Source organism: Bacillus sp. T-10(2022) (assembly GCF_056502895.1).
In genome coordinates this window covers 1,648,346-1,674,555 of record NZ_CP113518.1, presented here as the reverse complement: position 1 = coordinate 1,674,555, position 26,210 = coordinate 1,648,346, and the positions used below count along the sequence as shown (strand labels likewise).

26 protein-coding genes are annotated in these 26,210 nt (G+C 40.7%); 10 read left to right on the top strand and 16 right to left on the bottom strand.

Going from position 1 to position 26,210, the window contains the following annotated elements; genetic code table 11:
- Positions 1–177: 177 nt before the first annotated feature.
- The 4 genes from ptsP to OSJ91_RS08185 form a co-directional block, all read right to left on the bottom strand.
- Entirely contained in the window at positions 178–1,896 is a 1,719-nt protein-coding gene (ptsP, locus tag OSJ91_RS08200; RefSeq protein WP_485891365.1) for a phosphoenolpyruvate--protein phosphotransferase, read from the bottom strand.
- Positions 1,896–2,162, bottom strand: a complete 267-nt coding sequence (locus OSJ91_RS08195; protein WP_034314127.1) for a phosphocarrier protein HPr — start codon at positions 2,160–2,162, stop codon at positions 1,896–1,898. The genes ptsP and OSJ91_RS08195 overlap by 1 nt, the downstream gene beginning before the upstream one ends.
- Positions 2,163–2,372: 210 nt before the next feature.
- On the bottom strand, positions 2,373–3,158 hold the full coding sequence (locus tag OSJ91_RS08190) for an ABC transporter permease (protein ID WP_350301888.1): 786 nt from the start codon (positions 3,156–3,158) through the stop codon (positions 2,373–2,375).
- Positions 3,158–3,790, bottom strand: a complete 633-nt coding sequence (locus tag OSJ91_RS08185) for an ABC transporter ATP-binding protein (RefSeq protein ID WP_485891364.1) — start codon at positions 3,788–3,790, stop codon at positions 3,158–3,160. The genes OSJ91_RS08190 and OSJ91_RS08185 overlap by 1 nt, the downstream gene beginning before the upstream one ends.
- A 177-nt stretch (positions 3,791–3,967) precedes the next feature.
- Here OSJ91_RS08185 and OSJ91_RS08180 point away from each other — a divergent pair, with 177 nt between their 5' ends.
- Together OSJ91_RS08180 and OSJ91_RS08175 are read left to right on the top strand one after the other, a co-directional pair.
- A complete protein-coding gene (locus OSJ91_RS08180) occupies positions 3,968–4,753 on the top strand; it encodes a thermonuclease family protein (protein ID WP_485891363.1) in 786 nt (261 codons plus the stop codon).
- A gap of 915 nt (positions 4,754–5,668) precedes the next feature.
- A complete protein-coding gene (locus OSJ91_RS08175) occupies positions 5,669–6,160 on the top strand; it encodes a sigma-70 family RNA polymerase sigma factor (protein WP_485891362.1) in 492 nt (163 codons plus the stop codon).
- 49 nt (positions 6,161–6,209) lie between these two features.
- Here the strand turns inward: OSJ91_RS08175 and OSJ91_RS08170 are convergent, their stop codons facing one another.
- Complete coding sequence (locus OSJ91_RS08170; RefSeq protein ID WP_485891870.1) at positions 6,210–6,404, bottom strand: hypothetical protein; 195 nt, start codon at positions 6,402–6,404, stop codon at positions 6,210–6,212.
- A 454-nt stretch (positions 6,405–6,858) separates the two neighbouring features.
- Here OSJ91_RS08170 and OSJ91_RS08165 point away from each other — a divergent pair, with 454 nt between their 5' ends.
- Together OSJ91_RS08165 and OSJ91_RS08160 are read left to right on the top strand one after the other, a co-directional pair.
- Entirely contained in the window at positions 6,859–7,035 is a 177-nt protein-coding gene (locus tag OSJ91_RS08165) for a YkvS family protein (RefSeq protein WP_064505160.1), read from the top strand.
- Between the two features lie 191 nt (positions 7,036–7,226).
- A complete protein-coding gene (locus OSJ91_RS08160) occupies positions 7,227–7,841 on the top strand; it encodes a hypothetical protein (RefSeq protein ID WP_413016453.1) in 615 nt (204 codons plus the stop codon).
- Between the two features lie 52 nt (positions 7,842–7,893).
- Here the strand turns inward: OSJ91_RS08160 and OSJ91_RS08155 are convergent, their stop codons facing one another.
- The 3 genes from OSJ91_RS08155 to OSJ91_RS08145 all read right to left on the bottom strand — a co-directional run bounded on the left by OSJ91_RS08155 (position 7,894) and on the right by OSJ91_RS08145 (position 11,547).
- Complete coding sequence (locus OSJ91_RS08155) at positions 7,894–8,934, bottom strand: YkvI family membrane protein (protein WP_350301883.1); 1,041 nt, start codon at positions 8,932–8,934, stop codon at positions 7,894–7,896.
- Positions 8,935–9,197: 263 nt separating this feature from the next.
- Positions 9,198–10,892 (bottom strand): M3 family oligoendopeptidase, encoded by a 1,695-nt coding sequence (locus OSJ91_RS08150; RefSeq protein ID WP_350301882.1) that lies wholly within the window; start codon positions 10,890–10,892, stop codon positions 9,198–9,200.
- Positions 10,893–11,109: 217 nt separating this feature from the next.
- Positions 11,110–11,547, bottom strand: coding sequence for a MarR family winged helix-turn-helix transcriptional regulator (locus OSJ91_RS08145; RefSeq protein ID WP_034314147.1), 438 nt, complete (start codon positions 11,545–11,547; stop codon positions 11,110–11,112).
- A 156-nt stretch (positions 11,548–11,703) separates the two neighbouring features.
- Between OSJ91_RS08145 and OSJ91_RS08140 the strand changes: the two genes are divergently transcribed.
- From OSJ91_RS08140 to OSJ91_RS08130, 3 genes are all read left to right on the top strand, one after another.
- Positions 11,704–13,197, top strand: a complete 1,494-nt coding sequence (locus OSJ91_RS08140; protein WP_413016451.1) for an ATP-binding protein — start codon at positions 11,704–11,706, stop codon at positions 13,195–13,197.
- 141 nt (positions 13,198–13,338) lie between these two features.
- Positions 13,339–14,562, top strand: a complete 1,224-nt coding sequence (locus OSJ91_RS08135) for an MFS transporter (protein WP_485891361.1) — start codon at positions 13,339–13,341, stop codon at positions 14,560–14,562.
- 114 nt (positions 14,563–14,676) lie between these two features.
- Positions 14,677–15,408 carry a ZIP family metal transporter gene (locus OSJ91_RS08130; protein WP_350301879.1) on the top strand — a complete coding sequence of 244 codons (732 nt, stop codon included), beginning with the start codon at positions 14,677–14,679 and terminating at the stop codon, positions 15,406–15,408.
- Between the two features lie 304 nt (positions 15,409–15,712).
- Here the strand turns inward: OSJ91_RS08130 and OSJ91_RS08125 are convergent, their stop codons facing one another.
- Positions 15,713–15,952, bottom strand: coding sequence for an aspartyl-phosphate phosphatase Spo0E family protein (locus tag OSJ91_RS08125; protein WP_101224501.1), 240 nt, complete (start codon positions 15,950–15,952; stop codon positions 15,713–15,715).
- A 632-nt stretch (positions 15,953–16,584) separates the two neighbouring features.
- Positions 16,585–18,744, bottom strand: coding sequence for a PAS domain S-box protein (locus tag OSJ91_RS08120; protein ID WP_485891360.1), 2,160 nt, complete (start codon positions 18,742–18,744; stop codon positions 16,585–16,587).
- 267 nt (positions 18,745–19,011) lie between these two features.
- Between OSJ91_RS08120 and OSJ91_RS08115 the strand changes: the two genes are divergently transcribed.
- Both OSJ91_RS08115 and OSJ91_RS08110 read left to right on the top strand, forming a co-directional pair.
- Positions 19,012–20,037: an acyltransferase family protein gene (locus OSJ91_RS08115; protein WP_350301877.1), complete on the top strand. Its 1,026-nt coding sequence runs from the start codon at positions 19,012–19,014 to the stop codon at positions 20,035–20,037.
- A gap of 194 nt (positions 20,038–20,231) precedes the next feature.
- A complete protein-coding gene (locus tag OSJ91_RS08110) occupies positions 20,232–21,992 on the top strand; it encodes a B12-binding domain-containing radical SAM protein (RefSeq protein ID WP_413020280.1) in 1,761 nt (586 codons plus the stop codon).
- Positions 21,993–22,029: 37 nt separating this feature from the next.
- Here the strand turns inward: OSJ91_RS08110 and OSJ91_RS08105 are convergent, their stop codons facing one another.
- Entirely contained in the window at positions 22,030–22,176 is a 147-nt protein-coding gene (locus OSJ91_RS08105) for a hypothetical protein (RefSeq protein WP_350301876.1), read from the bottom strand.
- Complete coding sequence (locus tag OSJ91_RS08100; protein ID WP_094246584.1) at positions 22,176–22,334, bottom strand: hypothetical protein; 159 nt, start codon at positions 22,332–22,334, stop codon at positions 22,176–22,178. Before OSJ91_RS08100 ends, OSJ91_RS08105 begins: the two co-directional genes overlap by 1 nt.
- 123 nt (positions 22,335–22,457) lie before the next feature.
- Between OSJ91_RS08100 and OSJ91_RS08095 the strand changes: the two genes are divergently transcribed.
- Positions 22,458–22,793, top strand: coding sequence for a DUF3905 domain-containing protein (locus tag OSJ91_RS08095; protein ID WP_485891359.1), 336 nt, complete (start codon positions 22,458–22,460; stop codon positions 22,791–22,793).
- Positions 22,794–22,852: 59 nt separating this feature from the next.
- Here the strand turns inward: OSJ91_RS08095 and OSJ91_RS08090 are convergent, their stop codons facing one another.
- Genes OSJ91_RS08090 through OSJ91_RS08075 form a run of 4 tightly spaced genes read right to left on the bottom strand, consistent with a single transcriptional unit; the run spans position 22,853 to position 26,210 of the window.
- Positions 22,853–23,830 (bottom strand): quinone oxidoreductase family protein, encoded by a 978-nt coding sequence (locus OSJ91_RS08090; RefSeq protein ID WP_350301874.1) that lies wholly within the window; start codon positions 23,828–23,830, stop codon positions 22,853–22,855.
- A 16-nt stretch (positions 23,831–23,846) separates the two neighbouring features.
- The gene (locus OSJ91_RS08085) at positions 23,847–24,626 is read right to left on the bottom strand and encodes an enoyl-CoA hydratase/isomerase family protein (RefSeq protein ID WP_350301873.1); all 780 of its coding nucleotides are present in this window, start codon (positions 24,624–24,626) and stop codon (positions 23,847–23,849) included.
- 17 nt (positions 24,627–24,643) lie between these two features.
- A complete protein-coding gene (locus tag OSJ91_RS08080; protein ID WP_350301872.1) occupies positions 24,644–25,423 on the bottom strand; it encodes an SDR family NAD(P)-dependent oxidoreductase in 780 nt (259 codons plus the stop codon).
- Positions 25,424–25,451: 28 nt separating this feature from the next.
- On the bottom strand, positions 25,452–26,210 hold the full coding sequence (locus tag OSJ91_RS08075; protein ID WP_350301871.1) for a 2-phosphosulfolactate phosphatase: 759 nt from the start codon (positions 26,208–26,210) through the stop codon (positions 25,452–25,454).

The following is a 26,210-nucleotide window of genomic DNA, read 5'->3' as shown; positions in this document are numbered from 1 at the left end:
CGTCAAAGGGGGAAATGAGAATGTCAGCTGCCCTAATAGAGCTAAACAACTGTGCTTGCTTTTTATTTACCCCCATTTTGAAGCAATAAACATTTTTTCTCAAATGATCATGCAAGAATTACAGGACAGCACCCCATCCGAAGTTTCTGTGGATGGGGTGCGTTTTTCCTGAATTATTTATTTCTTCAAAGCGTTAACTACCGCTTCTTTCACATTATCATTCGTATCCAGCACTAAAACTTCCTGAGATAGTTTTTTCATCTCTTCAAGTGAAAGTTGGCTAATTAAAGAACGTGCTTTTAAAATCGAAGTGGCACTCATTGAGAATTCATCAAGCCCCAATCCGATCAATATCGGTATGGCCACTTCATCCCCAGCCATTTCCCCGCACATTCCGGCCCATTTCCCTTCTTTATGAGCTGCATCTATGACCATTTTAACCAGGCGTAATATCGCTGGATTGTATGGTTGATATAAATAGGATACTCTCTCATTCATTCGGTCAGCGGCCATCGTATACTGAATCAAGTCATTAGTGCCTATGCTGAAGAAATCGACTTCCTTAGCAAAAATATCCGCCATCACTGCAGTTGAAGGGATTTCAACCATGATTCCGACTTCAATTTTTTCGGCAACTTGAACACCATTATCAAGCAATTCCTGCCTAACTTCAGCCAATACAGCTTTAGCTTCGCGGAATTCAGCAAGCGTGGCAATCATCGGGAACATGATTTTCAAATCTCCGTAAATGCTTGCACGAAGCAGGGCACGGAGCTGAGTCCGGAAAATCTCCTGCTCATTTAAGCAAAGACGAATCGCACGGTATCCAAGGAAAGGATTCATTTCCTTAGGAAGCTCTAAATAAGGCAACTCCTTGTCCCCGCCTATATCAAGCGTTCTGACGACTACAGGCTTACCTGACATTCCTTCCAGCACCGCTTTGTATGCCTCGAACTGTTCCTCTTCACTTGGAAAGTCATTTCTGCCCATATAAAGAAATTCCGTACGATATAACCCGATGCCTTCACCGCCGTTTTGATGCACACCCTCAAGGTCTTTCGGCGTACCAATATTGGCTGCCAATTCCACATGATGGCCATCATTTGTAACGGTTTGTTCATGAACCAATTTCGCCCACTCAGCCTTTTGCCTAGCATAGGCTTCCTGCTCCTCTTCGTAGCGTTTCACGAGCTCAGGAGTAGGGTTGATGTGAACTTCACCCTTTAACCCGTCAATTATGACCAAGTCACCATTTTCAATGGACGAGGTCACTGACTTCGCTCCAACGACTGCTGGAATTTCCAATGAACGTGCCATAATGGCTGAATGGGATGTACGTCCACCGATATCGGTCGTAAATCCTTTAACATATGCCGGATTCAACTGTGCTGTATCGGATGGAGTCAAATCCTCCGCAATGATGATCACTTCTTCAGCAATCATGCTCGGATTTGGAATATGAACACCTAAAAGATGTGACAGCACCCGTTTCGTGACGTCACGGATATCCGCCGCACGTTCCTTCATGTATTCATTATCCATTTGTTCAAACATCGTAATGAACATGCTTGCGGTTTCATTTAAGGAAAATTCAGCGTTGACGCCTTCTGATTGTATTTTATCCTGAATCGGAGTGATAAGTTCCGGATCAGCCAAAACAAGCAGGTGTGCGTCAAAGATAGCGGCTTTATCGGCCCCTAAATCCTTTTCGGCTTTATCCCTGATTATCTCCAATTCATTTGTTGACTTTTGAATAGCTTCCTTAAAACGGGATATTTCAGCCCCGACATCTTCTATGCTTCTTTTTTCAATCGATAAATCTGGCTCAGTCAGTCGGTAGGCTTTAGCGATGGCTATTCCGTTTGAAGCTGCTATTCCACTAATCAAAGTGGACATTATTCTGCTAATCCTTCTCTGTTCAACGTTTCAGCAAGTGTGTTTAGTGCATCATTTTCATCGCTTCCTTCAGCAGAAATCGTAATTTCCGCCCCTTTGCCAATACCTAGAGACATTACACCCATAATGGACTTAAGGTTCACTTTTTTCTCTTTATAAGCAAGGTTTATTTCTGAATCAAATTTTCCTGCAGCTTGTACAAGCAATGTAGCCGGACGAGCGTGAATTCCTGTTTCTGCAGTTACTGTAAATGTTTTTTCTACCATATAAATCAATCTCCTTTAAGATAAATTAACAAAAATAGGTTATGTAAGGGGTTTTCTTCATACTATCAGGAAAGAAACGAAAAAAATGCCCTTTTCCTTATCAGGATAGCATTATCATTCCCAACAAACAAACCAAAACTATTGGTACCTACAAAATAGTACAAAAATATAGAAGGAACTGCAACTATTACTTTTCAGATTCTTCAATGATTAAATGGACAGCTGTGCATTTTTGGTAAAAAAAGCCCTAAAACTAAGCATAATGAAAAGGACCACCGTTAATGAAACACTTCCGAGAATCCCGATTAGTATTGCAATCTGGTACTCAATAGCGATTAGCGGGCTTATCCCCGACAGGATTTGCCCTGTCATCATTCCTGGAAGGAAGATAATCCCCATCCCGAGCATATTGTTCAAAGTCGGGAGCACTGCCGAGTCGAATGCAGCATCCACATATTTCTTTACAGCCCTCGCTGGAGTCGCTCCAAGCATCAACATCGCTTCTACCTTTTCACGATTACTGCTAATCCCATCATGGAGGTTTTTAAGCGCCAATGTCACTCCTGTCATCGCATTTCCCACGATCATCCCTGCAATTGGAATGAAATACCTCGGCTCATACCATGGAGTGAAATGGATCACGATCACATTAAAATAAAACAAGGCAGCCATGGGACCTGACAACATACTTAGGATAACCATCCTTTTGATTTTCTTATTAAGTGTATGGGACACTTGCTTAAAAATATTATGGATGGAAAACAGGGACATCGCACATAAAAATCCCAAAGAAAGTAAAGGGTGGGGATTTTCAAAGATATATGTCAAAACATAACCGGCGAGAACAAGTTGGACCGTCATCCGTACCGTAGCGAGCATGATTTGCTTCTCCCGTGAAATCCCGCGCCATTTAACGATTATGAGCAGGATTACTACAAACACGTAGGCCGCACAAAGACGCCAGAACTCAATATCTATTATCCCATTCGCTTCCATTAATAGTCACCCTCCTTCGACTTTTTCAGAACGATCCTCTTTTCAGCACAGATGTCCGCAAGCTGTTTTGAATGGGTTATCATGATGACCGTTCCTTTTTCCCGCTTTACCTCTTCTAAAAAACGGCTCATGACCGTCAGCTCGGCTTCCTCATCAAGAGCCGAGGTCGGCTCATCCAATAAATACACCTCGGGTTTCAATAAAAGCAGCCTCGCCAGTGCCAGCCTCTGTTTCTCCCCGCCAGAAAGATTCTCCGCCCCCTCGTCCAAAGACTTCTGCAACTGGACGGTTTCAAGTGCTTTAACCAATTCGGCTTTATCCTTTTTTTCCCGTTCTGTCAATTCCAGGCCAATCTGAAGATTTTCTTCAATCGTACCCGGTAAAGTGAACGGTGCCTGAGAAAGCATTGTGACTTTACGCCGGAGCTCTATCGGGTTGAATTTATCCAGCAGCTGATCCTGATAATAGATCGAACCGCTATCCGGGTCATCCATCCTGTTCAATAATCGGAGCAGTGAGGTTTTTCCTGCACCGCTTTCCCCAGTCAAGCAAGTGACCATACAAGCGGGCATTTTCAAATCATCAATTTTCAAAATCCCTTTATACCTAATATTTTCAAGCCTAAATATCATTTTGTACCCCCTGCCTCCCTTACTCCACCATATCATTATAAGAAACTATCATGATATGGGGTAGCGATGCATGTAAAAATTTTCATTTTCTTTCGCTTTTTTATGGGTTAGTATTAGTCCTGCCGAATATATCCATGACGGACGTGGAAAACACCTTAATAAATGGGGGGACTTATCATGAACGGAAATTCCTTGTTACATTCTTATCTGAATGTTTTTCTCCTGACTGCACTTTGCCTGATTACGTTGTCTGGCTGCCAGGCAGCATCAGATAACCAGATTAATCAATCCAAACAGGAAGATTCAATTTCAAATGAAGAAAAAGGCAAGACATTCACAGCCGAGATCATCAAAGTTGTTGACGGAGATACAGTAAAAATCAAAATGGCTAATGGAAATGAAGAAACGGTCAGGCTCCTTTTGGTAGATACTCCAGAAACCGTGCACCCATCCAAGCCCGTTCAGCCTTTTGGACCTGAAGCAAGCAAGTTCGCCAAGGAACTCATGCCTGCGGGCTCTGAAGTGGAAGTAGAAACCGGCATAGGTGAAAGGGATAAATACGGCCGGCTGCTGGCCTATTTTTATGTTGATGGTAAAATGGTGAATAAACTCCTGCTTGAAAAAGGACTGGCAAGGGTAGCCTACGTTTATGCACCGAACACGAAATACCTTGATGAATTGGAAGATATTCAGAAACAAGCCCAAAGAGACGAAATCGGTATTTGGTCTCTTGAAAACTATGCAACTTCAAATGGGTTTGATGATTCCCAGTCAAAAGAAGTATCAGTGGAAAAGCCGACTGGATCTTGCAGTAACCCGCAAATTAAAGGGAATATAAACTCTAAAGGCAATAAAATATATCACATTCCTTCGGGCCAATATTACGAAATTACTAAACCAGAAGAAATGTTTTGTACCGAACAGGACGCACAGGATGCCGGTTTCCGAAAATCGCAAAGTTAACAAATTCAACGGTTTATCAATATGCCCGCTTCCGTTTTTTTTAATAACTATATGATGATTTGCAAAATTACACATCTTTATATGTACAGACTGCAGGCAAATAAAAAAAGATCAGATTGCCTGCAGTTTTTTATTAAAAAAGATCCATCGGATTTCAGAAATCCACTCCCTTTCCGCCGACAGTCTGCCAAGCCGCATCAAAGCAAGCGTCTGTGGGGTCTCTGCTAGACAGTTATTCGGCAGGAGTGTCGCAAATTTCTTCAATCCAATAAGGATTACAGTAAAAAAACTAAATACCGGAGCACTTTATTCGCCCCGCTGCACTGTCTTGGGCCGTTGACGCAGTTTATCGTCACTTTATTCAGCCGTTCACGCACATTATTCGACCTACCTCGTACTGTATTCGACCGTTGAGGCACTATATTCGACCTACCCCGCACATTATTCGACCGTTCACGATTTTTTTCGACCTTCACCTCACTATTTGCCTCCGAAACCCATTTTGTCGTCAAACTGAAACCGTGGAGTCCATCTCCGTGGTTTCAGACTGTGGGGTCTCGGCTAGACAGTTATTCGTCAGGAGTGTCGCAAATTTCTTCAATCCAATAAGGATTACAGTAAAAAAACATTAAGGATATATAATCACGGATTGGGTTGAGAACATTCCGAACCTCCTTTTGCAGACAAACTGAACACATCTTCATGTGTATATGACTTTTCATTTGGTCTTCCCACATTCAAGATAACTTGAATCTCCCTTTTTTCCCTTCGATAAGGTTCTTTTTAGCTCCCTTAAACCCCACTTTTTTCCCCTCAATTTTTCCGTTACGCTTTTTGGCTATATATGATCGATTTATTTATGGTAGAAGCACCCGGGAATACAGGAAAGTGCACTTTCTAAAGGTGACTTGCTTAATGGAAGATTTCTCAGCACTAACGAAGGAATTCACCCCGATGATCCATCATATTATCCGCTCACTTTCCATCTATAAAAATAAGGAAGAATATTTTCAAGTAGGCTTGATTGCTTTATGGGAGTCATTAGGGAATTTCAATGAGGAATACGGAAAATTCTCCAACTATGCCTATACGGTAATCAAAGGCAAAATTCTGAACGAATTAAAGCATCATCATAAATATGAGATCCGTACCGAACCCTTTGATTCCTTCATATTAGAGATTAAGGATCCTTTTTCGATGCATGAAGAGGCCTTTGCCATCGATAATATCTTAACCTACACGGAAGGATTGACACTGAATCAGCAACGCTGGCTTTTACAGACATACCTCGAAAATAAAACGGTATCTGAAATCGCTGAGGTCTATCAAGTCACTGCAGCAGCCGTCAAATCATGGAGAAAGTCCGCTTTAAATAAATTAAGGAAACAAGTGATTTTTCCATTGTAAATAATTAGGGGTGGCTCAATCATGAGCCACCCCTAATTATTTACATCGATTAACTTCTCGCTTCTTCTAAATACGTATAAATTATCACACCGTTATGTTGGGCATTCCCCCGAAAATGTTTAAAGTCTTCCCTTTTAACAAGAACCTCACGAAAAGCCAAAAATTCTTCCTTTGTTATCGTGAATTCATCCATTTCCCGATTTGCCAGTTTATCGAGTACGTCTTTTGCTTCATCTGCATTCATCATATTATCCCCCTTAATTATCAAATGTCCCTTCATATTCAGACAGGAGAAATTCCGTTTTCATTTTAACATAAGCATGCCACTAAATATAAATCAGAATTTTTTGAGGCCCTCTTGCTACATTATTCTTTACGTATGCTTTAAAATAGTGCAAACTGTATAGTAAAATATCATAATGTAAAATGATTGGCATATTTTGTACATAGAATTACATACTGGTACGTATAACTGCGTTTGCAAGATATACCAAATTATGCCACATCATTGCAGCTGCTCCATTTCAAGAATCGCACCTCCCTTTAAAAGTTTAGCTTACTGTACCGACATAAGAGATAACTAATTCTCTTACTGGCACTTCCCACGTCAAAATCTAAACGGCAAGATGTTCGAATAATCCAATTACTCCATAGTTACTTTTTGATCATTGGAAACAAAATGGGAAAGGATGATTACCATGAAGAAAGCGGAAGTTGGAAATATCATTGAATTTAGAGAAGGCTTAAAAGGAATCGTCGAGAAAGTGAACGAGAACTCAGTAATCGTGGACGTCACGTATATGGAAAATTATCGTGATTTGGAACTTGAACAGAAAACCGTCGTCAACCATAAAAATTATAAAATCATAGGTTAATTCAAAACGGGATGGTTTCTCAATACCATTCCGTTTTTCACTTTTTTAGCAAGTGTACGAATTGATTCTCCAGTTTTTTGTAACCATTTCCATTTTACTCCGTCTAATTCATTAAAGGGCAAAACACTTGTATGTGATGCAAAATATCATGATTCAGATTGGAATTTCTATCAGAAAGATGAGGGAAACAAATGACTCGTTGGACACGTTATATTGGCTGTGTCACATTCGCCGCTTTTCTGCTGACTGGCTGCGGTACGACCACAGACGAAAATGCAGATGAGCCACAAGAAGGTTCAGTAAAAGAGGGGAACGAAAGCAATACTTCTCAAGGAGATAATCGCAATAACAAAGTAAGACTGATGGAGCAAAACCTGCAATATTCAATTAACGGGGAAGCAAAAGAAAAAACAGCGTTCCTAAAAAAAAGTGATAATCAACCGTTCAGCCTTTACGTTTTGCAACAATTCAGATTAAGTGCCGAAGAACCTGGAAAGGATATTGTTTTCCTGACTGAAGATGACTCCATTTATATGAGAATAGAATTATTGAAGACGGATGTCAATTGGGATGAGGTTGAAAAAAATGTTCAATCCCAGCTGGAAAGCATTTCAGAAACGATTAGGGATCCTTCACTTGATATCGAGAGCGGCACGGGATTTGAAGTGGAAAGTGGGGATGATGTAATCACTTCCATATTGCTCAAGGATGAAAAAGCACCCGTCCGCTTAACTATGTTCACAAAAAAAGATCGAGATTACCGGGATGCTTTTCTAGAGATGGCTAAGACGCTGATGAAAGGATGAACATTGATTCCCCCCTGATACGGAGGGCTAAGTTCAGGCCCCCCGTTCTTCATCACTCCTTCCCCGCCTTGCTTTTCCAGACAAGCATTAAAAAAAGGAGGCTTATGTATCCAAAAACCGGATAAATATATCCTAGTAACCTTCCATAGCCGAATTCACTAATGATCAAAGCTATTAAAAAAATCACCGCTATGATCAGCATGCTTGGCAATTTAATATAACTGCTGATTTGCCTCTGTAATCCATATATGTTTCCGATGACCGAAGTGAATATCTCCCCGTAAATCACCAAAATGAACATCCAATATAACTGACTGGCTGCCGTTCTCATAATAACTGCTGAAGGAATTTCATAACCATTCACGTCAGGAAGTGTCATAAGTGAAAAATGCCCCGTCAATAAAATGATCGTTAGGAATATCCCTCCAAGGATTGCACCATGTTTTATGACCTTCTCATCTCGAACTTCATACGCAACCGGAACCAGCACAGCCTGTGCCAAAGCAAGGTTAAAGGCTGTATAGGCAAATGGTGACAAAATCATTTTCACGGTGATCACTTCATCAGGAACTTTTGTAAGGGTCTTAAAGAAATCCCCATTACCCAAGGTCGAGAAAAAAAGAATCAAACTAAAACAGATCATGATTGGTACAACAAACGAGTTCACAGTGAAAACACCGCGCATGCCCATCATCAGGACCAAGGATGCCAGTATGATCGTAGACCAACTTCCTATACTTTTAGACACGCCAAGTTGTTCTTCGAAAACGGCTCCTGAACCCGAAATCATGACAGCCGTCACCCCTAACAGCATGATAAGGAAGAAGATGTTGATTATTCCTGCTATTTTCCTGCCAAAAAGAAATTGATTGAACTCTTCATAAGAAGATGCTCTGATCCTTGCGGAAATGAGCATGATTTTCGTTCCAGTGAAAATGAAAATATAACCTGCTATTAAAATCCCGATAAAGCCATAAAAGCCATAACGGGTAAAAAACTCGACAATCTCTTTTCCAGTTGCAAAGCCTGCACCGACGACCGTCCCTACATAAACCGCTGCAATCTGAAAACTTCCTGACCACCTTGACAGCATACTCTCCCCTCCTCCCTACATTTATATGTAAGGAAGAGACATTTAAGACAAGCCGAGCAATATTCCTTTCGTCGGCTTTTTTTTTACTATGCTAACATTCTCTCATTAATGTAAACTGAACCCCCTTATGCATTTCTCCTTGAGGCTTCAAACAGAACTTTTCATGCCCAACATTTCAAACGTATGAAAGATTTAAAAAAACGCTTGGAATAATCTCCAAGCGTTCTTTCTAGTATCCGTTTCGTATCATACAGCTTAATATTTCATAATGCCTTATCATCTACAGTGGAGAGCCATTCGTCTATCACCTTCACAACGGACTCTACAGTCCCGTCAACAAATGGGGATTTCAGATTTGCAGATTCAACGAGATCAAGGAAAGACTTGCTGCCTCCAAGTTGGCACAGATTCAAATAATCCTCCCAAGCCGTTTCATCTTTTTCTGTCGACCTTTTCCAGAATTGGAAAGCACAAATCTGGGCCAATGTATAGTCGATATAATAAAAAGGTGATTGATAAATGTGGCTTTGCCGCTGCCAATACCCGCCATTCTCCAAGAATTCATTTTCTTCATAATCGCGATGCGGCAAATATTCCATCTCGATCTTACGCCAAGCCTGCTTTCTTTCAACTGGTGAGGCATCAGGATTTTCATAGACAAAATGCTGAAATTCATCAACAGCCACCCCATACGGAAGGAATATGAGGGCACCGCTTAAATGGGAAAACTTATACTTTTCCGTATCTTCCTTGAAAAATAGCTCCATCCAAGGCCAAGTTAAAAATTCCATGCTCATCGAATGGATTTCACATGCTTCATATGTGGGCCAATAATGCTCAGGAATGTCAAGATCACGGCTGCGATACACTTGGAATGCATGACCTGCCTCATGTGTCAAAACATCTATATCCCCGGAAGTACCGTTGAAATTGGAAAAGATGAATGGAGCCTTATAGTCTTCTATAAAAGTACAATAGCCTCCGCTCTCTTTTCCTTTCTTCGCCACAAGGTCCATCAGGTCATTATCTATCATATAGTTGAAAAACTGATTCGTTTCAGGCGAAAGCTCCTGGTACATCTTTTTCCCGTTTTCGATGATCCACTCTGCATCGCCTTTTGGAATGGCATTACCCGTTCTGAAATGAAAATTCTCATCATAATAGTTCAGGTTCTCCAATCCAAGACGTTCGCGTTGACGTCCCTTCAGCCGTGTGACAAGCGGTACCACTTCCTCTTTCACCTGCTTGCGGAATGCAGCAACCATTTCAGCATCATAATCAGTCCTTGTCATTCGATAATACCCTAGTTCCACGAAATTCCCATAACCGAGCGCTGTCGAAATTCCATGCCTCACCTTGACAAGTTCGTCGAATATACGATCCAATTCCTCCTGCTTTTCTTCAAAGAAACCGTAATATGCCTCACTTGCATTTTTCCTTAATTCACGGTCCGAGGACTCCATAAAAGGCTGAAGCTGCGCTAGTGTTAATTCTTTTCCATCAAAGGGGATTTTTGCAGAAGCAATCAATTGTGAATATTCACTTGATAATTTATTTTCTTTTTGCAGCTGTGGTATTATTTCCGGCGAAAAAGTTTTGAGTTGGGCCTCTGCCAGGTCAAATAGTTGAGTTCCCCATTTCAACTCAAGCTCCTTGCGATATTTCGAGCGAACGAGTTCATTGTAAAATTTGGAGGTTAACTCTTCCATTTCAGGGGAGAAGTCATCTAAATAATCATTCTCCGCTTTATAAAAATCATCATTGGTATCAATGGAATGCCGTATATAGACCAAATTAAACATCGTACCTACATAATTTCGAATTTCATTTATTTCTTCCATGGCTTTTATTTGTGCATCGGCATTAGCAGCGTCAGTAAATTTTTCCAAAGCTTTCATGAACCGTGTTTTAATTTCATCCATTTCAGGACGTTTATATTCATACTCATTAAATTTCATATGTACGCTCCTTTTCACGATATAAAAACATTTTTTCCTGTATAAGCCAGAGTAACATTTTCCAATCCAGGTCACATTCATCATTATTGCGGTTATCGTAATATAATTTAATTCGCCACACCTTTATTAAAAACCTCTATGTCCCCAAAACAAATTCAGGTTTTATCAGACATAAAAAACCAGCACCTGCAGTTAAAACCGGGTGCTGGTTCTTTAGTTAATTTTGAGCGGAATACCCAATCTTTTTAAGCAATTCGATCACGGTGGCCTTTTCATCTTGCGTAAGTACACTCATGATATCATCGATTCTTTTTTCATGCTCAGGAAATACTCCTTCAATGAAGGCCTTTCCTTTATCCGTTATTTTTGCAAAGGTTACACGGCGATCCTCTTTACATGCTATTCGCTGTAGATATTCCTTCTGTTCAAGTTTATCCACGACATAGGTAATGCTGCCGCTCGCCAGCAGGATCTTTCCGCCTATTTGCTGAAGAGGCTGATCCCCTTTATGATAAAGTAATTCCAGTACTGCAAACTCAGTTGGATTCAAACCCTCTTCAGCTATATGTTTATTTACCACATCATTGATGGATCGATGAGCTCTAGACATCACAATGAACAGTTTCAAAGACTGTTGGATGTTATTATTCTCCATAACTTCACAACCTTAAAAATTTTTAATTAAAATATCTTGAATTAAAAGTTATTATATGACATAAAGACTTTTTTGTCAATCTGCCCTGTTAGTATGCACTATTGTTTAATCAATCATTTTGATATACTTGAAAAAAAAGCTAAAGTAGTGACAAACATGAAAACAAGGCATAAATTCACCACATATCTACTTATTGTTATTTTACCATTAATTTTTCTCTCTATCATTTATTGGATGCATTTAGAACGTTCCATTCAAAAAGAAAGACAGGAACAAGCTAAATGGGCGGGAACGGTTTATCAAGAATACATAGATCAAGTTATCAGTGAAACGAAGGAAAGCCTTGAGCTGCTTAGCCTTAGCAGTTCCGTGCTTTATATGGATGACAAAAAAACCGAACTTCTTTTGAAATGGATCAAAGATACAGATCCCAGGTATGCAGGAGTGTATTGGCTAAATCGCGACGGTGTATCCATTTTAGGGACGAATAAGAATTTCCATCATTACTATTTAATTGAACAGAATGATATTGAGCGTGCCGTAAAAACACAAAAATCGTTTGTTGCAGGAACAAAAAAGCTACATAACCGTGATTTTAATTATTTTTCCATTTTTGCTCCCATTCTTGATCAAGATAGAAAAGTGCAAGGGTTTTTATTGGCACATATCAGGCTGGATCATTTGGAAAAAAGATTAAAGATCCTGATCCCCGGTCATACCTTTAAATTGGAAACAAAGGACAAAACCCGAATTTTAGATATAAATGCCGAAGGATTCACTGGACATTCAACGTGGGTGGATGTCCCTTTGACCGAAGTCGATTGGACACTGTCTGTCAAAGCGCCCGACAAGATTAACACAAATAACATGAATGTTTTTTTAATGCTTGTCTTTTTCACCTTCTTTTTTACTCACATGATCTATATCATCGTGGAGGAACTGATCGTTGGCAGGAATATTAAAAATCAAAAGTTACTAAACGAAAGCCAAAAAATAGATTTTGTCGGTACATTAGCTGCCAGTACTGCACATGAAATAAAAAACCCACTTACCGGCATAAAGGGGCTAGTGCAATTATTGGTTGAAAAACACCCTGAAGAACAAGATCAGTTCTATTACTCTGTCATCATGAAGGAAATTGAACGGATCAATAGCATCGTCAGCGAATTTTTGATTTTAGGGAAGCCAATGGCCCAGACTTTATCCTTATATGATATTCGCAGTATCATTGCTGAATTGAGACCAATAATAGAATCAGAAGCACGTCACTTCAATATTGAAGTGGAATGGAATATCATAAAGGAGCCGATCCGGGTTCATTGTACAAAGGACCAACTCAAACAAGTCATTCTCAACATTGCCAAAAACGGTTTCGAGGCCATGGAAGTTGGGAAAAAGTTAAGGATTCAAATTCACCATGAAAATGAATGGGCTAAAATCAGGATCATCGACACCGGGCAAGGACTGAATGAAAAAGATATAGATAAAGTGTTCGATCCCTTCTATACATCGAAAAAGGAAGGAACCGGATTAGGGCTATTTGTGTGTAAACGAATAATTGAATCTTTTAACGGTACCATCAAGTTTTCAAGTAAACCTCAAAACGGTACAACCGTTACAATCAGCTTACCGCTGATAAAACATTCATAGCAATACTTTGAAGGGTTTCATTTTTTTATGAAGACTATAAACGATTCCGATTTATTTTAAGACGTCATGCATACGCTGCATGCCTCTTGAATCTATTTATGAATAGGTAAAAATCTTAATCAGGAAGAAGGAAATAAACAGATGGGAAGTATCGCTGCCATTAAAACAAAGCCGCAAAAACAGGATATGACTCTTAAAATCATGATCATCATAGGCATATGCCATTTAATGAATGATTCTCTACAGGCTGTCGTACCGGCCATGTTCCCAATCCTCGAAAAATCAATGTCGTTAACGTATACACAGCTGGGGATGATTGCATTCTGCCTGAATATCGTCTCATCGCTTCTGCAGCCGGCAGTTGGGTTCTATACGGATAAAAGGCCCTTTCCATATGCATTGCCCATTGGGTTGACCAGTACTTTAATCGGGGTCATCATTCTTGCAATTGCCCCAAACTATACCATTATCCTTGGTGCGGTCATCTTGATGGGCTTAGGGTCAGCCATATTCCATCCGGAAGGCTCCAGGGTTGCCTACATGGCAGGCGGACCAAAGAGAGGCCTGGCACAATCAATTTATCAGGTCGGAGGGAATAGCGGGCAGGCACTTGCCCCGCTCATCACAGCCATCGTACTTGTTCCTTTTGGACAAAAAGGCGCACTCTGGTTTGCCCTGGTTGCCTTAATGGCCGTTTTCCTATTGCTGTATATTGCCAAGTGGTATTCACAAAAATTGGTTCACTTCCAGCCTAAAAAGCTGGCTGCAAAAGTAATCAATAAAGAGCGGTCCCATAAAGTGGCAAAAGCCCTGGTATTGATTTTATTCATTATTTTTGCCCGTTCCTGGTATGTATCTTGCATGACGAACTTTTATAGTTTTTATTTGATCGAGCAATATTCATTCACGATAAAATCCGCACAATTTTTCCTATTTGCCTTTTTAGCCGCTGGTGCTGTAGGTACGTTTTTCGGAGGTCCGCTTGCTGATAGATTCGGGCGCAAAAATGTCATTTTCTTTTCATTCGCTGCCAGCATGCCACTAACCGCACTTTTACCATTCGTACCTCCTACAGCCGCTTTTATCTTATTATTGATGGCGGGATTCATTATAATGAGCAGTTTTTCCGTCACTGTAATATACGCACAGGAATTGGTCCCGGGGAAAGTCGGAACGATGGCAGGCTTGACTGTAGGGTTAGCCTTTGGAATGGGTGCCATTGGATCCGTTTCATTGGGAGCCATTGCCGATATAATTGGAATCGAATCCATGATTAAGCTAGTGGGATTCCTGCCATTGCTGGGGATCATCAGCATGTCGCTGCCGACTGATCAAACATTGAAAAAATGGTATGCAGAAGAATAACTGCATAATTGCTATTTCCTGGAACATATTCTTTATGTCTAAATACAATAAATTATTGTTTCACCCAAAAGTATACAAATAAGTAACGATAAGTACCATACAAAGGAGAAATTTATGAGTGGAGTTTTATTAGGCAGCATCCTATCTGCTATGTCTACAGGGTTTGGTGCGTTACCAATCTTGTTCATTCAAGGTTCAATCACACATCGATTCAGAGATACGCTTCTGGCATTCACCGCTGGAATCATGATGGCTGCTTCGTTATTGAGCCTGATCCCGGAGTCTCTGGCCACCGGAGGGTATATTCAGCTAGTCATTGGAGTTTTTCTCGGGGTATTGACATTAACGATCATGGAAAAAAACATTCCTCATATCGATCTCAGCCATACGAAAAGTGGCATTAAGTTCGATGAAAAGGCTTTGCTCATCATCACTGCCATTACACTTCATAATATTCCTGAGGGTCTTTCGGTCGGGGTCAGTTATGCCTCTGATACAGCTGATACAGGTAACTTGATCGCTTTTGCCATCGGCCTGCAAAATGCTCCGGAAGGCTTACTGGTAGCCTTGTTTTTAATTAATCAAAAAATCGGTAAACTCACAGCGTTCCTGATAGCAACCTTAACCGGTACCATCGAAATAATTACAGGGTTATTGGGTTATTATTTAACCTCTTACATTGGGTTCCTGGTTCCATACGGCCTAGCTTTCGCCGCCGGGGCCATGCTTTTCATCGTTTATAAGGAATTGATTCCTGAAAGCCATGGGGATGGTAATGAACGCACATCTACCTATTCCTTCATTGTCGGCCTTTTGTTCATGGTAATATTATTGGAAGTTTTGTAATTTCCCCCACCTGCCATGGCTGGCTCCATCAAGTGAGTCAGCCCTTACTTTTTATTTATCAGTGTAATCCATTCAGAAAAAGTAAGTCCTCTAAACCAATCCCGATGCATGAAGGACACCCTCTGGTGACCTCCCCCGATATATACCCCAAGCCCATGAAAATTCCAAAGATATATTCTTGTGTATATAAGTCTTTCTTTAATTGTTTTAAATGATATGTTGAGGTTCGTTCATGAGAAATCGCAAAAAGGGGATTGTCTCTCTGCCTGCCAATTTAAAAAGTCATGCATGCATTCAGTTCCCTCTAAAAGGTTATGTCATCATTAAAGGGCTGCTGCACTATAACAACCATTTCTTCGCGCTTATTTCTCACTTCCGATGAATGATGTTGAAGGATCAAATACTCATTTATTAGTTTATCAAGCTGCTCACTTTGGCGAAGGGTATACTCATGACCTAGTCCATACATTTTGGCCAACTCCATCATTTCCCAACGCTTCATCCGAATCTCAGAACAAATTTCCATTGCACACCTAGAATTCATAACTACATTCACTACTCCTGCCCTTTTAAAGTTACATTATAATAAAGAAGTATTACAAAATATGCCTTATATGTAAATAGATTCGCAAAAAAAGACAAAACTTCTTAAATTGCGATAAAGCTTTACCCACTAGCAGACAGGATATGACGGAAATTTCTAACCATAAAACTCTTATAATGATCAGGAAGAAATCATATGAAGCCAGCTCCGAAAAATGATTCGAAAGTTCACCAATTTGAGGGGATTATAAGTTTCCGCTTAATTAATTCGGCAGCTTCCCTTTAATGAAAGCACAACATTTTTATTGAACTTAATTGTGGTTCCATGATAATAATGAATGACTAAAAAAAGGAATCCAATAATGGATTCCCCAGACTGTAGAAAATTCGAAGAAAAGCCAGTTTGCCTGCAATTTTTTAGGATAAGTACCATTTTGTCCACTCCAGGCACCCGCTTTCCCTTCGAATCCCTTTGTTTAATAAATTAGATAGAACCTATTTTCGCGAAAAACGTTTCAGTTATTTTCAGAAAGCCGCTCCCTTTCCGCCGACTGCCTGTCAATCCGCATCAAAGCAGGCATCTAGCGGTGTCTCGGCTAGCCAGTTATTAGGCAGTAATGTCGCAAATATCTTCTACTCGAAAGGCAAATAAATATGAAAGCTCGTCCCTTTTCCCACCTCGCTTTCGACTTCTATATAGCCATTGTGCTCTTCAATGATTTTATAGCTGACCATGAGCCCGAGTCCGGTTCCCCTATCCTTCGTCGTATAAAAAGGTTCACCCAATTTTTTTAGCATTTCCGTTGAAATCCCCATGCCTTTATCGGTAATTGAGATACAACCGTATTTCTCTGAAAACCGGCTTGTTTTAATTTGAACAGATCCGCCATCCGGCATGACTTCCAATGCATTTTTGATGATGTTAATGAACACTTGCTTTAACTGGTTCGCTTCACATAAAACCTTAAATTCATCTTCTTCAAAATCTGTCTCGAATTGAATATTTTCCAATAGTGCCTGAGCGGCCAGTAATTCTAGTGTCTCTCTCAATATTGTATGAACATCCTGTTTGAAAATTTTTAGCGCCTGCGGCTTTGCCAGTACCAAAAATTCCGTGATAATAGATTCGATTCGCTTAATTTCGGATGTAATCACATGAAAATATGTGGAAAACTCCCCCTTGACACCATCCTCAAGCAACTGGATAAAACCTTTTAAGGCTGTCATTGGATTCCTGATTTCATGAGCAATTCCGGCCGCCAGTTCACCAACGACATTCAAAGTATCCGATTTCCTGATCTGTTCCTGCATTTCGAGATTTTTACTCACATCTCGGAAAATGCTTAAATTCAGGTTCGAATATAAATTTTTCCTTGTCAAAAATTCAATATGCTTCACTCTTCCATCTTCGAATGTTATTGGAATGATGGATGAGTAGACCTCATGCTTATAAACATTTTCAATGTGAGCGTTCAAGACAGGAGCATTTTCAGGAATTTTTTTGATGAATCCCTTAACAGATAAAGAAAGCAGTTTACGCTTTGAAATCTCCAATATTTTTTGACCCGCTTCATTAATGTCCGTGAACCCTTCATGATTCCAGAGAATCAAGCCGTCTAATGTTCCCTCAAAAATCTTCCTGAACTTCTTCTCACTATCCCTTAATTCCTTCTCAATCAGCCAGCGCTCACTGACATTTCGAAATATCGTTACGTTATACCCGTCACCTTCATGTTTTTTGGCAGTCAATTCAAGCAATTTAATTTGGTTATTAGGCATTTTATAAATCAGCTCGCCCCGAACTTGGGTGTCTCTTTCAAATGTTTCCATCATCTGACCAAAATGGTTAGTATTGCTGTACACGTATTTCCAGATATAACTGCCTATCAAATCCTCTCTGCTGGATTCGAATATTTTACATGCTGAATGATTGACCCGAAAAATGATTCCATCATCATTCCAGAATATGATCGCATCCATGGACTGGTCGAATAATTCCGCAAAAATCCGTTCGCTCGTCTCTAACTTTTTTTCTATTATATTTGATTCTGTAATTCTTCGAAGCACTGACATGTATAATTCATTTCCTACCGTTGAACTTATGGAAAAAGTAAAGTGATGCAGTTCATCCCCAACCTTAATCTCTACCTCTCCTTTGAAGTTCGACTCATAACAGGCTCTTTGTATGCTCTCATCCCAATATCCCCGATAATCAGGGGATATGAGGTCCCTCATATTCTTACCGACAATCTCTTTTTTCGGGATGCCCATGACATGGATAAAGGCATGGTTCACTTCCATGATTATTCCTGAACTGTCGAATAGAACGATACTTTCTATGGCTGTATCAAAAATGTCCAAAAACATCTGCCTTGACATCCTTGTTTCTCTTGACGAAGAAACATCCAATGTCACATCCCCCAAACGATAGAACTGCTGTCCTTCGGAAAGATCGCCTATACGTATAAACTCTATTTGCTTAAGGGCTCCGGTATGAAGCTGGATAATTTGCCTTTGAGATGCATTCGAGGTTTTTAGGGAACTTGACACTTCCTGATTATTTAAAGGGATGACATCGAGAAAATCTGTTATCTTCATGGACTCCAGCTGATCTTTCGATGATTCCAGCAGGGCACATGAGGCATCATTGGCAAAAGTGATACGCAGTTCCTCATCAACCCTAATATAAGGCTCTGACATTGAATTGAAAATATTCAAAAACCCTTCTATTTGTTTATTCAATTTTATAATTTCCTGTTTATATCCCGTCTCATTCTCATAACCGATATTCATATAAACCCCCCTCATCAAAACCCCTACTTACCAACTTTATTCGACATCCATCTTGATTTTCCTCGGTATTTCCGAAAATCGATAAGATTCCAAAATTATCCTATATATCAAACTATAGTATATTGAATACTATAAAACTTAGCGTTAAGCTTAATTTAAGATTTTTATAATAAATTTAATAAATATTGATTTCGTACAAGGTATTTAGGGTATAAGAAATAACAATGCTTTCTAGCTACCTTAAAAATTTATTAAATGGAGGCAATAATGAAACAACGTGATTTTTTCTTCGATAACGCGAAGTTCATTCTCATGGCTTTTGTCGTCTTTGGACATTTGCTGAATACGTATATACATGACAGTGAAACGATTTATGCATTATATAAAACCATTTATTCCTTTCACATGCCTGCCTTTATCCTGGTTTCAGGCTTCTTTGCGAAAGGTTTTTATCAAAAAGGGTATCTAGGTAAAATTACTAAAAAACTGATTTTACCCTACATCATTTTCCAATTGATATATACCGTTTACTATTATTTCTTATATGAACGCTCTGCCATCACTGTAGACCTGCTTGATCCCCAATGGTCGCTATGGTTCTTGATCAGTTTATTCTGCTGGAACATCATGCTGCTTGGTTTTTCAAAGCTAAAGCCATCAGTAGGCATAGGTTTATCTATTTTAATCGCATTATTGATTGGATATATTGACAATATTTCCAATTACCTTAGTCTCTCCAGGACATTCGTTTTTTTCCCGATGTTCTTGATCGGATACCATTTAAGCAAGGACCATTTAAAAAAACTATTCACTCCCAAAGTTCGTTTGGCTTCACTTAGTGTCATGTTAGTGATTTTTATCGGTTTTTATTTAAATACCGATATCAATTATAAATGGCTGCTCGGTTCGAAACCATATGCCGAACTCGAAGATGCGACAATCGTTTCCATGTTCAAACGCCTAGGATTTTATGGATTGAGCATCATTTCAGTGTTCAGCTTTCTTTCATTCATCCCACGCGGACAATATTTCTTTACGAATTGGGGTAAACAAACCCTTTATGTCTATCTGCTGCATGGTTTCTTCATTCGGTTCTTCCGTGAAAGCACCATACAGGAATACTTCAGCAATACAGAGAGCTTCATCATGCTCGCCGGCCTCTCTTTCTTGATTACGGTGTTATTATCAAGTGAAATGATCGCTACGATGGCACAGCCGATCATCGAATTGAAGACGACTAAAACAAAACGTTTCATGACTAAAACAAAAGAATATATTAAACAAGCTTTTTAAATAAAACGGATGAAGCATTTTCTGCTTTATCCGTTTTTAATTCATATCGACCTTCAAGGTGAAAAGATTCCCCTTCAATGCAATAACTCATTTTTCAAATGAAGCACGCTATGGTAAAATTACTCGTTAGTGCTTGTTGGCTTAAAAAGACATGTACACGAAAGGAGTCAGGCGTTTACTTTACGCCCTTTAACATGAATATAATAATCAGTACTCTTAATGCAAAATATATCCATACATCGCTATCCATCCGATATTTAAAAGCTTATGCCCAGCCAGATTATGATGTACAGCTGGCAGAATATACAATAAAAGATCCGATTATGAACATAGTTGGTGACCTTCATTCCAAAAAACCTGATGTAATCGGGTTCAGCTGCTATATTTGGAACATCGAGGAAACAATGAAGGTCGTAGCCATGCTGAAGAAGATCAATCCAGGATTGGTTATCATCCTGGGCGGACCTGAAGTCACCTATGATGTTGGGGAATGGCTTGATCAGATTCCCGGGGCTGATTTCATCGTAATTGGCGAAGGTGAAGTCACCTTTAAGGCCCTTTTATCAGAAATCGAAGGTTCGAATGACTATAAGAAAGTCGGCGGCATTGCGTATCGGCAGGATGGGAAAAAAATCATCCAGCCTCAGAACGGCAAGGTAGATTTGAAATCCCTCCCTACTCCATATCGTTTGGAGGAAGACCGTGGCGACCTATCTAAACGTGTCACCTATATCGAAACTAGCCGAGGCTGCCCTTTTAGCTGCCAATTTTGCCTTTCATCGATTGAAGTGGGTGTCAGGTATTTTGATCGTGAAAAGATTAAAGAAGATATCAGGTACCTAATGTCTAATGGTGCAAAGACCATTAAGTTCGTTGACCGAACCTTCAATATCAGCCGAAGCTATGCCATGGAAATGTTTCAATTCTTAATCGATGAACATCTTCCCGGTGTGGTTTTCCAATTCGAGATCACGGCGGACATCATGCGTCCGGAAGTTATCCAGTTCTTGAACGATAATGCCCCAGCAGGTTTGTTCCGCTTTGAAATAGGGGTACAATCGACGAATGATCATACGAATGATCTAGTTATGAGAAGGCAGAATTTCGAAAAACTGACAAGGACCGTAACCATGGTAAAAGAAGGTCAGAAAATTGATCAGCATTTAGACCTTATTGCCGGTTTACCAGAAGAAGATTATCATTCTTTCAGAAAGACCTTCAATGATGTTTTCGAGCTCAGACCCGAAGAGATGCAGCTTGGTTTCTTAAAGATGCTTCGTGGCACTGGCTTAAGGATACGTGCCGATGAACACCAATATATATACAGCGAACATGCTCCCTATGAAATCCTGGGGAATAATGTTTTATCCTTCGATGACATTGTCCGTATTAAACAAGTTGAAGATGTCCTTGAAAAATACTGGAACGATCATAGAATGGACCATACCACGGAATATCTTGTCCAAACGGTATTTCAATCACCGTTCGACTTCTTTCAAGATTTCGGTACCTATTGGGATGAACAAGGGTGGTCACGAATCGGACATCAGCTTGAAGACTTGTTCAGACGTTTACAGCAGTTTTTGGCTTCCCGGGAATCTGCCGAACTGAAAAACATTATCGGACTCATGAAATTGGATTATTTCATGAATCAAAAATACAAACCACGTAAACCTTGGTGGGAAGCTTCATTAGATAAAAATGGGCGGAAAGAGATATATGAAGATATTCTGAATAACCCTGAACAGCTTGGTTCCTCTTTCACAGCTTTGGCCCTTAATGAAAAGGAAATACACAAACACACATTGCTCGAGGCACTTCCCTTTGATTTGGAAACGTATTTAGCTGAGGGAACAATCGTCGATAAACCATCGTTCATGCTTGCCTATTTTGATCCGAGTGGTAAGGGATCAACAATTTTCCCTCTCTCAAAATCTGGCAGCATCATGCTTTAAGAATAAGGACGGACCCAAGAATTGGGTCCGTCCTTATTTACTTATCACTTTCACGTTTTTTATTTTCTTTTGCCAAAATTTCATAAATTTTTGTTGCGTTCATATCGCCGCTGAATTCGATTCCAAATTCCGTTCGTACATGTTCCCCCATCTTTTCCCTGCTGTCCCGTTTTTCTTTATCCATTAACTTCTTCCTTTTCTGCCTTGCTTTGAATTGCGGTTGGCACCTTTCATTGCGTTTTCCTCCATTGCGAACTCATTGGAAAATTCATTTTCAGCTTGGTTTCTTTTTGGCGTTTTACTTGCTTTGACAGCACCATCCACATTGGCTTTCCGTTTCATTTTCATCCACCCTTTTTAATATAGTTTACATCTTTAGAATGGGGTAAAAATGCCGGAAATTATTCAGGGATAATATAGGGACAGACGAGAAAAATAACCGTAAAACGGAAAGGGAGACGCTATATGAAAAAAAAATTGGATTCACCAATTATCGACGATACACAACCACACCAAATTAACGCACCAAGCTTTAAAGGAACCGGCATAAAACCACAAGCTCCATTCGTTAATGATTATGGTGTCGTCATCGGCGACAGTAAATATGCATCCGAAAACTCACCACTTGAAAATTGGAATGAAGATACAGATCCGGAAATCATGGCTGGAGACGAATGGATACACCCCACCAATGATATAGGCTGGAATTCAACTGAAAACCGTGAATTGTTAGAGGGTAAAAGAGCACCGCAGCCGCCTTTCATGCATCCCGATAAAGATGTCAGCACCGATACGGATTGAGTCGTTCCAGAAGGGCAAAAATCCATTATCATACAAGGGGTGCATCACACCCCTTCTTCTCATTTAACCTGCAAAATCAACTTCCCTTTTGTTTGACGGGCGTTCATTTCCTCATGGACGGCTGCTGCCTTTTCAATTGGATAGATTCCGCCGATGGTTAGCTTAAGTTCCCCAGACGCGACGTATGCAAAAAGTTCTTGAATGCTGGGCAACAGTAAATCTGGGTGTTTCATGATCTGTGGCAGGAAAAAACCTACGACGGATTGATTGCGCCTCATTAATTGCTGCGGGTTCATCGTATAAGGCTTACGGCTGGCATTACCAAAAACAACTAGACGTCCAAATGGTGCCAAACATTTCAATGTTTTATTGAAAATATCCCCTCCAGCCATTTCCAGCGCCACGTCGACTCCCTTTCCTCCCGTGACCTCACGGACTTCCATTTCCCATCCTTCTTTCGTGTAATCGATGAGTTCATCTGCCCCCATCTCTTTAGCCAGTTCCAACTTTTCCACTGTGCTGGCTGTGGCAATCACTTTTCCAGCTCCGAAGATTTTGGCTAGCTGGACAGCAATCGTTCCTACTCCACCTGCAGCAGCATGGACCAATACCGTATCCCCCTGTTGCATGCGTCCCATTGTCTTTAAAATATGATAGGCGCTCAGGCCTTGCAGGGGCAGGGCAACAGCTTCATGGAACTGAATGGCATCAGGAAGCGGAATGGCCGAGAATTCATCAGATAGGGCGTATTCTGAATATCCACCTGATTCAATTAAACTCACGACCCTTGTACCAGGTTTGATTTTAGTCACCTTTCCACCAACTTCCACCACAACTCCCGCCACTTCCGCACCTGGAATGAACGGAAGCGGCGTAGGTACTACATATTGCCCTTCCCTTCTGGCTGTATCTGCATAATTGACGCCGACACAATCGATTTCAATCAGAACTTCATGCCCAGTTGGCACTGGTCTTTCCATTTCAGTCAATTTCAGTACTTCCGGTCCGCCGTATTCTTCAAAATGAATGGCTCTCATCTTTATCCCTCCCCTATTAATTCCCAGTAAATTCCGGTTTTCTCTTTTCTTTGAATGCTGCAACTCCCTCCAGATGATCTTCTGTTGAAGCCATCAAGGTTTGCGTGATGCGCTCCTGTTCGAGTATTTCATCAAGTGTAGCAGTAAATGAATGACTAACGAGCTTTTTCATCATTCCATAAGCTTTTGTCGGTCCATTTGCCAGCTTTTCCGCAAGTTTCAATGATTCTTCTTCAAGTTGATTGAGTGGGTAAATATAATTAATGACACCTAACTGGTATAAGCGCTCCGCAGAAATCGGTTCGGCAGAAAAGAAGAGCTGCTTTGCAAGGTGGGGCCCTACTAATTTAGGTAAAAAATAAGAACCCCCTCCATCAGAAATCAGGCCTACCTGTGAAAAACTCATGGCAAATTGACTATCATCGGAAGCAACGATCAAATCACAAGCGAGTGCCAAATTGAATCCTGCCCCTGCTGCAAATCCATGGACGGCAGCGATTACGGGAACCTCAGAAGCATCCAGAGCCATTATGCATTCGTTCATTCTGCCGACATGATCATACAATTGACCTGCAGAGGCCTTCCCCATCGACTTTACGTCTCCTCCTGCAGTGAACGACCTTCCCGCCCCTTTGATGATGACGGCCCTTATATGTGGTGTATGTTTTACATCCTTAATCGCTTTCGTTAAGCTTGCAATCATATCCGGACTAAACGCATTCAAGCTTTCAGGACGATTCAAAGTCAGGATCATTACATTATCGATTACTTCAGTCACTAAGTGTTCTTTTAACATTTACCCATCCCCTTTTTCTATTTGATCAACCAGCCGCCATCCACCAATAAATCCGTCCCAGTCATATAGGAAGCCTCCGGGGAAGCAGCAAAGGTAATGACATTACTTATTTCCTCCGCTTTCCCCACTCTTTCCAGTGCAGTGTTCCGTTGAATGGACTTTACGAATTTTTCATTTTGCAATCCACCCTCCGTTAATGGAGTTTCAATGAATCCAGGTGATACGGAATTGACCCGAATGCCGACTGCAGCGAGTTCCAGTGCCAATGATTTAGTTAAACTGATGACACCTGCTTTAGCAGAGCTGTAATGCGGGATGAATGCCCCTGCCTGATGCCCTGACAGTGAAGCCACATTCACGATTGCCCGATTGGCGGAGCCTTCATTACCAGTGCCCGCTCCTTCTTCCATCACTTTCCCCAAGTACTTGGAAACAAGAAAGACACTTTTCAAATTGACATGCTGAATCATATCCCAATCAGCTGCAGATGTATCCAAAAGCTTCGAGGACTTTGATCCACCTGCGTTATTGATTAAAATGTGAAGGTCACGATATTGTTCCTTTACATACATGGCCAGCTCTTTTACATCCTCCTCGACGGTAACATCTGCAGGGAAAATGTCGGCCACGGGAATCGTATGCCTGGCATTGATTTCTGCAGCCGCTTCCTCCAGCTTTCCTTTCGTCCGCCCTACCAATAACACTTTTGCCCCTTCGTCCGATAGGCGCATCGCTGTAGCTTTCCCAATACCGGAGCCTGCACCTGTCACCACCGCTATTGATTGTGAAAACCTCATCCCCTTCACTCCTTATCTGGATTTTGAACTACGATTCCTGCCTTTTCAATTCAGCCTCGATCCTTCCATCCACCAACTCCGGCACAAGATCCAACGAACCTTTTTGCGCCGCCAATTCCAAATCGGCGATCAAACTATGTTTGTCAAACAGCTGTCCGACATACGATGATTTCAGGATATCAAAGGCATTTTCGCTATTCGTGCGATAAAGTGCATTGGCAGCCTTTGCTGCATCATTGAGGATGAACGAGCCTTGCGATCCAGCAATCAGGCAATCTATCAAATGGCCTGCACCGTAAAAATCTTCCAGACTGAATTCACCTGAGTTTCCCGAGCAAACGATGATAATCGTTTCTGTTTTATGATGTTTTTTTATTTTTTCCGCAACCGACGGATTATTCAACAAAGAAGCGATATAAACCTTTTGGGCAGCGGCTGAATTTCTCAACGCAACCGTTCCATTAGTCGTGGACAGTATTAATGTTTTGTCGCGTACCAACTTACTCAATAGCGTCGGACTCGGGTACATTAAATCATCAACCGGCTTAGCTTTTAGTTCCCCTGCCACTACAACATCCCCATGGTCCAATTCCTGGCTTTTCACCAAGGCATCCACTGGATCCATGACAGGTATCACCTGGCGTGCTCCCTCATGAAGTGCTGAAATAATCGTAGTGGTTGCTAATAACACATCAAGTACGACCGCGACTTTCTCCCCTTCTTGAAGCTTTTTCCCATCTATCTCTTCTTTTTTTAGCAGCAAATGAATGTTTTGTATATACTCCAT